The sequence below is a fragment of the Nocardioides sp. YIM 152588 genome, assembly GCF_040191335.1.
Lineage (GTDB): Bacteria > Actinomycetota > Actinomycetes > Propionibacteriales > Nocardioidaceae > Nocardioides.
This window is the reverse complement of sequence record NZ_JBEGDJ010000089.1, coordinates 1-8,907: the sequence shown is the minus strand read 5'-3', so window position 1 is coordinate 8,907 and position 8,907 is coordinate 1. Positions and strand designations below refer to the sequence as shown.

7 protein-coding genes are annotated in these 8,907 nt (G+C 74.8%); 2 read left to right on the top strand and 5 right to left on the bottom strand.

Going from position 1 to position 8,907, the window contains the following annotated elements:
• Positions 1–86: 86 nt before the first annotated feature.
• The 5 genes from ABLM29_RS21735 to yczE are packed head-to-tail and all read right to left on the bottom strand — an operon-like array spanning position 87 to position 5,554.
• Positions 87–1,382 carry a GlnX family signal transduction membrane protein gene (locus tag ABLM29_RS21735; RefSeq protein ID WP_349716710.1) on the bottom strand — a complete coding sequence of 432 codons (1,296 nt, stop codon included), beginning with the start codon at positions 1,380–1,382 and terminating at the stop codon, positions 87–89.
• Positions 1,379–2,977 carry an AAA family ATPase gene (locus tag ABLM29_RS21730; protein WP_349716709.1) on the bottom strand — a complete coding sequence of 533 codons (1,599 nt, stop codon included), beginning with the start codon at positions 2,975–2,977 and terminating at the stop codon, positions 1,379–1,381. Before ABLM29_RS21730 ends, ABLM29_RS21735 begins: the two co-directional genes overlap by 4 nt.
• A gap of 38 nt (positions 2,978–3,015) precedes the next feature.
• Positions 3,016–3,537, bottom strand: coding sequence for a hypothetical protein (locus ABLM29_RS21725; protein ID WP_349716708.1), 522 nt, complete (start codon positions 3,535–3,537; stop codon positions 3,016–3,018).
• A 37-nt stretch (positions 3,538–3,574) separates the two neighbouring features.
• A complete protein-coding gene (locus ABLM29_RS21720) occupies positions 3,575–4,804 on the bottom strand; it encodes a toxic anion resistance protein (RefSeq protein WP_349716707.1) in 1,230 nt (409 codons plus the stop codon).
• 54 nt (positions 4,805–4,858) lie between these two features.
• Positions 4,859–5,554 (bottom strand): membrane protein YczE, encoded by a 696-nt coding sequence (yczE, locus tag ABLM29_RS21715; protein ID WP_349716706.1) that lies wholly within the window; start codon positions 5,552–5,554, stop codon positions 4,859–4,861.
• Between the two features lie 61 nt (positions 5,555–5,615).
• On the opposite strand from yczE, the gene yczR reads away from it, so the two are divergent.
• Together yczR and ABLM29_RS21705 are read left to right on the top strand one after the other, a co-directional pair.
• The gene (gene yczR / locus ABLM29_RS21710) at positions 5,616–7,076 is read left to right on the top strand and encodes a MocR-like transcription factor YczR (RefSeq protein ID WP_349716705.1); all 1,461 of its coding nucleotides are present in this window, start codon (positions 5,616–5,618) and stop codon (positions 7,074–7,076) included.
• 30 nt (positions 7,077–7,106) lie between these two features.
• Complete coding sequence (locus ABLM29_RS21705; RefSeq protein WP_349716704.1) at positions 7,107–8,825, top strand: AMP-binding protein; 1,719 nt, start codon at positions 7,107–7,109, stop codon at positions 8,823–8,825.
• Positions 8,826–8,907 lie beyond the last annotated feature (82 nt).

The window sequence follows — 8,907 nt, the reverse complement described above, 5'->3', positions numbered from 1 at the left end:
GGCGAGCAGGCCGACCCCGACTGCGAGCGCCGCGGCGGCCGCGGTGGCGCGGGCGGTACGGCGGCGGGTGCTGGCGCGGGGGGTGCTCATGCGAACTCCTTGCGCCGCTCGCCGATGCCCCGCGCGACGGCGAGCGCGGCACCGGCTCCGGCCAGCGCGGTCAGCAGGCCGAGCGCGAGCGTGAGCCAGCGGTCCCCGCGCAGGTCGTCGCCGGCCTGCGCGGCCGCCGAGCTCACCGACTCCTCGAGCGCCTGGTCGACCGCGTCCAGCGGGGCGGTCGATCCCTTGGCGCCGGCGGTCGTGGCCAGCCGCACCGCGCCCTCCCAGTCGTTGTTGTTGTCGGCGCGGACGATCGCGCGGTGCCGCTCGACGTAGGCGTCCCACTCGTCGAGCACGTCCTCGGGCGCGTCCTCCTCGACGACGGCCGCGGCGGCCCGCCAGCTCTCCTCCTCGTCCTGGCCCGACCCACGCTTGATCAGCCGGAGGCTCTCGTTGGCCTTGGCGTCGTTGGCCGCGGTGCGCGCGGCGGAGCTGTCCACCGCGGTCTCGAAGGCCCCGGCGCGCAGGCTGTCGTTGGCGCGGTCGGCGAACCAGGCCAGCGCCACCGTGAGCACGGTGACCACCAGCACCAGCACCCCGGCCGCGACCAGGCCGACGTTGAACCGGCGCCGGAACGTGGCGGCGAGCTGCCGGTTGAGCCACCACAGCACGGCGAGCGCAACGATCCCGGTCAGCGCCAGCCACACCGGGTGGTGGGCGTCCATCGCACCCTCGGCCCGGTCGGAGTTGGCGGCGACCAGGTTGTCCAGGATCGGCAGCGCGCCGTCGCGCAGCCCGTCGCTGGCCTCGGTCTGGTACGCCGCGCCGACCGGGTAGCCGAGGCGGTTGTTGACCCGCGCCTGCGCGATCCCGGTGGCGTAGTCGTTGACCTGGGCGTTGAGCGCGGCCAGCGCCTCGCGGTCGGCCGGCTGGGCCTCCGCCGCGTCGGCGATGAGCCGCAGCACCTCGTCGAGCGCGTCGTCGTACTCGCGGCGCTGGGCGGCGGACTCCAGGCCGGCGACCAGGTAGGTGTTGGTGGACAGGGCGTCGGCGCGCAGCAGCGAGGACTGGATCTCCTGCACCCGGACCAGCTGCTCGGTGTCGTCCGCGGCCAGCCCGTCGGAGCGCCAGGAGAGGATCTGCAGCAGCGCGCTGACCACGGCGAACGCGACCACGGCGGCGGTGCCGATGCCCTGCCAGCGGGCCAGCAGCACGGGGGTGTCGACGAAGGGCTGCACGTCGTCCGCCGCGGGCGCGCCGGCCGTGCCGGTCCGGGCGGGGTCGGCCGCCGACGAGTTCGGGACGGGCTGCTGGGCGGGCGGGGCCGCGACGGGCTGGCTCACGGGGCGTCCTCTCCGTCGGGCTCCGGGTCGGGCTCCGGGTCGGGCAGCAGGTCGACGGTGGCGACCACCTCCGGCTGCTCGGGCTCGCCGTCCTCCTCGTCGGGCTCGGGCCCGCGCAGGTCGTCCGGCTCGAGACGGCGCAGCTCGGCCACGCTGGGCTCGGCGACCTCGCGCAGCCGCCAGGCGTGGTGGCCGACGGCGGCCTCGAGCAGGTTGCGGACGAAGCGTGCGTTGCCGAAGGACGGGCCGCGGTCCACGTCGGCGAGGATCTCTCGGAGCCGGTCCAGGACGTCGTCCTCGGCGTCGTAGTCGGCGCCGGCGGCCATCTTCTCGAAGATCGCGACCAGCTCGTCGTCGGTGTAGTCGACGAAGTCGAGCGTGGTCCGGAAGCGGCTCTCCAGCCCCGGGTTCTCGCCGATGAAGACGGCCATCGGCAGCGGGTAGCCGGCGACGATGACGACCAGGTCGTCGCGCTTGTCCTCCATCTCCTTGACGAGGGTGTCGATGGCCTCCTTGCCGTACTGGTCGCCGGCGAGGGAGTAGGCCTCGTCGATGAAGAGCACGCCGCCCTCCGCGCTGGCGACCACCTCGGCGGTCTTGGCCGCGGTCTGGCCCAGGTAGCCCGCGACCAGCTCGGAGCGGTCCACCTCGACCAGCTGGCCCTGCGAGAGCAGCCCGAGCGCGCGGTAGATGCCGGCGACCAGGCGCGCCACGGTGGTCTTGCCGGTGCCGGGGTTGCCGTTGAAGACCAGGTGCCGGGTGATGGTCGGGGTCTCCAGCCCGGCGGCCTTGCGCAGGCCCTCGACCCGCAGCACCGCGGCCTGCCGGTGGATCTCGCCCTTGACGGTGGTGAGGCCGATCAGCGCGTCGAGCTCGGCCAGGAGCTCCTCGACGCTGCGCGGCTCCTCCTCCGGCTCCTCGACCTCCCCCGTGCGCGAGTCGGCAGGAACTGACGCCTGCTCGGCCCCGTCGGGGCGCGAGTCGGCAGAAACTTTCTGCCGAGTCGGCGTCTCGGCCGGGTCCGCGCCGTCCCGCTCGCCGGGGACCTCGCTGCGGCCGCCGACGTACGGCGGCACGAACCCGCCCGTGATGCCCCCGAGGCCGCCGGGCCCACCGGGAGCGGCCCCGTCCTGGCGCGAGTCGGCAGGAACTCTCTGCCGACTCGGCGTGAACGGTGGCATCAGTCCGCCGGGGAGCAACGGGCTCGGCGGGCTGCCGGGCAGCTGGGACGCGGTGGCCATCGCCGCGTTGCTCACCGACCGCGGGTCGGGCTCGCCCAGCGAGCTCGCCGCGAGCGCGACGTCGCCCAGCGCGGCGGCGTACGACGGCCCGTGCTCGGCGTGCTCGAGCTGGATCAGCGCCATCGTCGGCGTCGGACCGGCCCGGAACCGGCGGCCGGAGACCGCGGCGTCGAAGAACGCGACGGCCCCGCCGCCGCGGCCGGTGGCCTCGGACCACGCCAGGAAGGCGCCCTTGTTGGGCTCGGCGACGGTGGCGGCCAGCGCCTCCCCCTCGGCCCGGGCGAGGTCGGCGTCGACGCCGGCGGTGCGGGCGACGGCGACCAGCGCCTCGACGGCGCGGCTCAGGCCGGTCACCGGATCCGCCGCGTGGCCGCGGCGCCGGTCGCGGCGGCTCACTGTGCCTCCAGCCGCAGGTCGCCGCCGTCCGACTGGTGGCCGAACCTGGCCTGCAGGAAGCGCCCGTGCGCGACCAGCGCCTGCGCGTCGGCCCGGTTGGCGGCGTCGAGGATCTTGTCCATGGTGGCGGCGAGCAGCTCCAGCTGGTCGATGAGGACGAGCAGGGCGGTCTTCTGCCCGTCGATCGGTCGGGTGTCGGCCCACTCCCGCGGCAGCCGCAGGTAGCCCTGGAGCGCCTCGGGCAGGTAGTCGGTGGCGGTCGCCACGACGGCGTACCCCTCCTCGCTGCCGAGCCCGAGCTCGCGCAGCCGCGGCAGCGTCTGGTGGATGGTGCGGGCGACGCGGACCACCCGGGAGACGACCACCGGCGGCGCGTTCTGCTCGGCGAGCGTGGCGTTGATCTGGTTCAGCGCGGCGAGCACGTCCTGCTCGGTCGGGGGCGCGGGCACGACGTAGTCATCCGGGGGTCCGGTGTCCTCGTCCCCCCGGACCCGGCGCCACCACGTCCTCAGCCCCACCGCTCCTCGTTCCGCTCGACCGTCCGCGCCCGGCGGCTCAGGTGATGTCCAGCGCGCCGGCGGCGTTGCGCTCGTCGTGGCGGCGCACCCGCTCCAGGTAGCCGCGGGACTTCTCGACCTCGACCTCGAGGACGCCGATCGTGGTGGCCATGTTGTCCAGCGCCTTGACCTTGAACTCGTCGATGGAGTCCATGGTCGCGTAGATGTTGGAGAACGCGGCCTGCAGCTGCTCCATGCCGATCGTCGAGGACGCGGCCTGCTCCTGGATGGCGGCGGAGTTGTCGCGCAGCATCTCCGAGGTGCGCTGGATCATGTCGGACGTGGTCGTGTTGAGCGCCGTGATCTGGTCCAGGACGAGCTTCTGGTTGCCCAGGGCCTGGGCCACGATGACCGCGGTGCGCAGCGCCGAGATGGTGGTCGTGGTGGCCCGGTCGACGCCCTTGATGAGCTCGACGTTGTTCTTGATGATGATGTCGATCGCCAGGTAGGCCTGGATCGAGACGGCGAGCTGGGTGAGCAGGTCCTGGTGCTTCTGCCGGACGTAGAAGAGCACGTCCTGGGAGAGCGTCTTGGCCTCCTCGGGGTTGCTCAGCTCCATCTCGGCGATCTGCGCGGAGACCTTCGCGTCGAGCCGCTCGGCGACGTAGATGTACTGGTTGAGCCGGCCCATCACGGCCCAGAGGTTGGTCTTCTCCAGGTTGAGGGCGACGTTGTCCTTGGTCAGCTCGTCCTGGCCGCTGCGCAGGGCGTGCAGGATCCCGTTGAGCTGGCTCTGCGAGGACTGGTACTTGCGGAAGTAGTCCTCGACCTTGTCGTTCCAGGGGAGCTTCTCCCACCACTTCCGCGCGCCGGTGGCCTGGCCGGGGTCGAGGTCCTCGACGGTGCGGCGCAGCTCCATCAGGATCTTGCCGACGTTGGAGCCCTCCGCGATCCCGCCCTCCTTGAGCGCGTTCACCGGCTTGTCGAGCATCCGGTTCGAGGTTTCGGCGGCCTTGCGGATGTCGGCGTCGCCCATGGTGCGGACGTTCTCGGCCTGGGCGGAGAACTCGGGGCTGCCGACCTTCGACGACGCGAGGGCGTCCAGGAACCCGTCGACCTTCGCGTCGAGCTCGGGCACCATCTCGGGGTGGACCTGCGGCGCCATCTTGGGCGCCTGCGTCTCGACCACCAGCGGCGGCGGCTCCGGCGCCGTCAGGGTGACGACGGGGTCGGGCGGAGCGAGCGGGGAGGGCTCGGGTGCGGCTGCCTGGGAACCGTCGGTGGTCATGCGGCGAGACTATCCACTCCGGCCACGCCGCACCCCCGAAGTTGCGCCCGTGGATCAGAGTTCAGGGGCGACTTCAGGGCCGGCCTCAGGGAGATCCACCAGGCACCACGGGAGCATCCACTGCGTCAGCGGCCCGATCGTGAGCGCGAAGACGATCGTGCCGACGCCGATCGCGCCGCCGAGGGCGATGCCGATCAGCACGACGGCCGCCTCCAGGCCGGTGCGCACCGCCCGGATCGAGAGGCCGGTACGCCGGTGCAGACCGGTCATGAGCCCGTCCCGCGGACCGCGGCCGAACTGGGCGCCGATGTACAGCGCGGTGGAGAGCGCGCAGAGCGCGATGCCACCGGCCATCAGCGCGACGCGGGCGGCGAGGGCGCCGGGCTCGGCGAGCAGCGCCATCGTGGCGTCGGCCGAGAGCCCGACGAGGACGGCGTTCGCGAGCGTCGCGACGCCGGGCCTCTCCCGCAGCGGGACCCAGGCCACCAGGACCACGAAGCTGAACAGGACGACGGCCTGGCCGAGCGTGATCGGCACGTGCTGGATGAAGCCGGAGTGGAGCACGTCCCAGGGAGCGAGGCCCGTGGCGCTGCGCACCATCAGGGCCAGGCTGACGCCGTAGAGGACGAGCCCGACGAGGAGCTGGGGCACCCGGCGGGCGAGCCGGCCGGCACGCAGCTGCTCGAGGGGGCCGAGGTCGGCGAGCGCGGCCCGGGCGGGGGCCGACGGGGTGGGGGTGAGGATCGCCATGGCCACCATGGTGGCGCCGATTGGACTGCTGCCAAATAGCCAATCGTGATTCACTGGACCGGTGGCCACCGACACCATCGCCGCCCGGCGCCTGGCCGACCTCGTCGGCGACTTCGACCGCGACCCCGCCTACGTCGGCCTCGCCGACGCCCTGCGCGAGCTGATCGGCGACGGCCGGGTCGGCTACGGCACCCGGCTGCCCAGCGAGCGCGACCTGACCGCAACGCTCGGCGTCTCCCGGACCACCGTCACCCGGGCCTACGCGGTGCTGCGCGAGACCGGGTACGCCGAGGCCCGCCAGGGCGCGGGCACCTTCACCCGCCTGCCCGGCGGCCCGGTCCGCGCCCGGGACCGCGCGCTCACCCCCGGCACGGGCGGGGCCGGCACCCTGGACCTGGTCTGCGCCGCCGCGACCGCCCCGCCCGGCATCGCCGCGCACTACCAACGGGCCGTCGAGGAGCTGCCGGCGCACCTGGGCACCAGCGGCTACTACCCGGCCGGGCTGCCCGAGCTGCAGGCCGCGATCGCGGCCACCTACGAGGCCCGCGGGCTGCCCACGGTGCCCGAGCAGATCATCGTCACGCCCGGCGCCCTGGCCGCCACCGCCGTCGTCGGCGCGGCCGTCGCCGGGCCGCGGGACCGGATCCTCATCGACTCCCCCACCTACCCCAACGCCACCCAGGCGCTGCGCACCGGCGGCGCCCGGCTCGCGGTCGCGCCGCTGGAGCCCGACGGCTGGGACCTGGACGCGGTCGGCGCGGTGCTGACCCGGCAGCGGCCGCGGGCGGCGTACCTGATGCCGGACTTCCACAACCCGACCGGCCTGGTGCTCCCGGCCGCGGACCGGAGCGCCCTGGCCGAGCGGCTGCGGGCCGCCGGGACCGTGCCGGTCGTCGACGAGGCGCACCAGGCGCTGCGGCTCGACGGCCAGGAGCCGCTGACCCCGTTCGCCGCCCTCGACCCCCGCACCATCACCGTGGGCAGCGCCAGCAAGAGCATCTGGGGCGGGCTGCGGCTCGGCTGGATCCGCAGCCCGCGCGACCGGGTCGAGGAGCTGACCCTGGCCCGGATCGGCCTGGACCTCGGCGCGCCCGTGCTCGAGCAGCTGGTGCTCGCCCGGATCCTCGCCGACGGCGCCGACGAGCTGATCGCCGCCAACCGCGCCCGGCTGCGCGCCCAGCGCGACGCCCTGGTCGCGGCCCTCGGCGAGCACCTGCCGGAGTGGACGTTCCGGGTGCCCACCGGCGGGATGGCGCTGTGGTGCCGGCTGCCCCACGGCGACTCGACGACGCTGGTCGACCTCGCCGAGCGGCACGGCGTGATGCTCGCCCCCGGCCCGGTCTTCGCCCCCGCCGGCGGCCTCAACCGCCACCTGCGGCTGATCTACACCCTCCCGCCCGACGACCTGCACGAGGCGGTACGCCGGATCGCCGGCGCCTGGGCCGAGCTCGGCGCCACGGGGCCCGGTGCCGGCGGGCGCGGGCGGCGGCGTACCTCGCCGGGGCCGGTGCTGGTCGCCTGACCCACCGACCCCCTGTGAGAGATTGGGACGGTGCAGAACAGCCCGGCCCGCCCCTGGACCGTCCACTACCCGGCGGGGGTGACCGACCGGGTCGACGTGCCGGACGAGCCGGTGACCGCCGGCTTCCAGCGGGCCGCCGCGCGATGGCCGTCCCGGGTGGCGACCGACTTCATGGGCGCGACGCTCACCTACGCCGAGGCCGACCGCGCCATGGAGCGCGCGATGGGCGTGCTGACCGACCTGGGCGTCGCGCCCGGCGACCGGGTCGCCCTGGTGCTGCCCAACAGCCCGACCCACCTGGTCGCCTACCACGCCGTGCTGCGGCTCGGCGCGATCGTGGTCGAGCTCAACCCGACGTACACGGCCGAGGAGCTCTCCCACCTGCTCGCCGACTCCCGCGCCACCCACGCGCTGGTCTGGCACAAGGCCGTGCAGCGGGTGCTCGCCGCCGGGGCGCCCGACCTGCGCCACGTGGTCAGCGTCGACATCGCGCGCGACCTGCCCCGGCGCAGCCAGCTGCTGCTCCGCCTCCCGGTGAGCGCCGCCCGCGAGAAGCGCGAGGCGCTGCGCGGCCACGTCCCGGCCGGCGTACCCGACTGGCACACGCTGATGCGGACCACCCGGACGGTCGCCGCGGCGGCGCCGGGATCCGGCTCGGACGTGGCGCTGCTGCAGTACACCGGCGGCACCACCGGCACCCCCAAGGCGGCCCGGCTCACCCACCGCAACCTGGTCGCGAACATCGCGCACGGGCAGGCGTGGGCTGGGTTCGACCCCGGCGCCGAGGTCGTCGACGGCATCCTGCCGTTCTTCCACGCCTTCGGGCTGACCTTCTGCCTCAACCTCCCCGGCCACATCGGCGCCACCCTGGTGATCTTCCCCAACTTCGACCCGGCCGCCGTGCTGGCCGCCCAGAAGCGGCGGCCGGCGACCTTCCTGCCCGCGGTCGCCCCGATGCTCGACCGCATCGCCGACGCCGCGGACGCCGCCGGGGAGCCGACCCGGGCGAGCCTGCGCTCGGTGCGGCTCGCGTTCGCCGGCGCCATGCCGATCCCGGCGGCGACCGTGGAGCGGTGGGAGTCCCTGACCGGCGGCCTCCTCGTCGAGGGGTACGGGATGACCGAGTGCGCCCCGATCGCCGCGGGCAACCCCTGCACCCCGGACCGGCGTCCGGGCACCCTGGGGGTGCCGTTCCCCAACACCGACATCGACGTGCGCGACCCCGAGCACCCGGACACGGCGGTCGAGCCGCGCGAGGACGGCAGCCGCCGCGGCGAGCTGCTGGTGCGCGGCCCACAGGTCTTCGCCGGCTACTGGAACCAGGACGACGAGACCGCCCGCCAGCTCGACCCCGACGGCTGGCTGCACACCGGCGACGTCGTCGAGGTCGACCCGACCGGCTGGATCACCCTGGTCGACCGGGTCAAGGAGATGATCATCGTCGGCGGGTTCAAGGTCTACCCGTCCCAGGTCGAGGACCACCTGCGCACCATGCCCGGCGTCGCCGACGCCGCCGTGGTCGGCCTGCCCACCGGCGAGGGCGACGAGGAGGTGCTCGCCGCCCTGGTCCTCGAGCCCGGTACGACGGCGCCGACCCTCGCCGAGGTCCGCGCCCACGCCGAGGCCCGGCTCCCCCGCTACGCGCTGCCCCGCCGCGTCGAGGTGCTCGACGAGCTGCCCCGCTCGCAGATCGGCAAGGTCATGCGGCGGCCGGTGCGGGAGCGGTTCCTGGACGCCGACCCCCGATAGCGTCGGCGGGTGGCCAGCTCCCGACGATCCAGCGCGCGCCGACGCGGCGCGTCCGCGCGCCGGGGCGGGGCGCGGCGGCCCC

What these genes read in the sequence shown, in the direction of transcription:
- yczE (WP_349716706.1), bottom strand. Translation starts at nt 5,554, where the DNA reads ATGGCGATCCTCACCCCCACCCCGTCGGCCCCCGCCCGGGCCGCGCTC.
- ABLM29_RS21720 (WP_349716707.1), bottom strand. Translation starts at nt 4,804, where the DNA reads ATGACCACCGACGGTTCCCAGGCAGCCGCACCCGAGCCCTCCCCGCTC.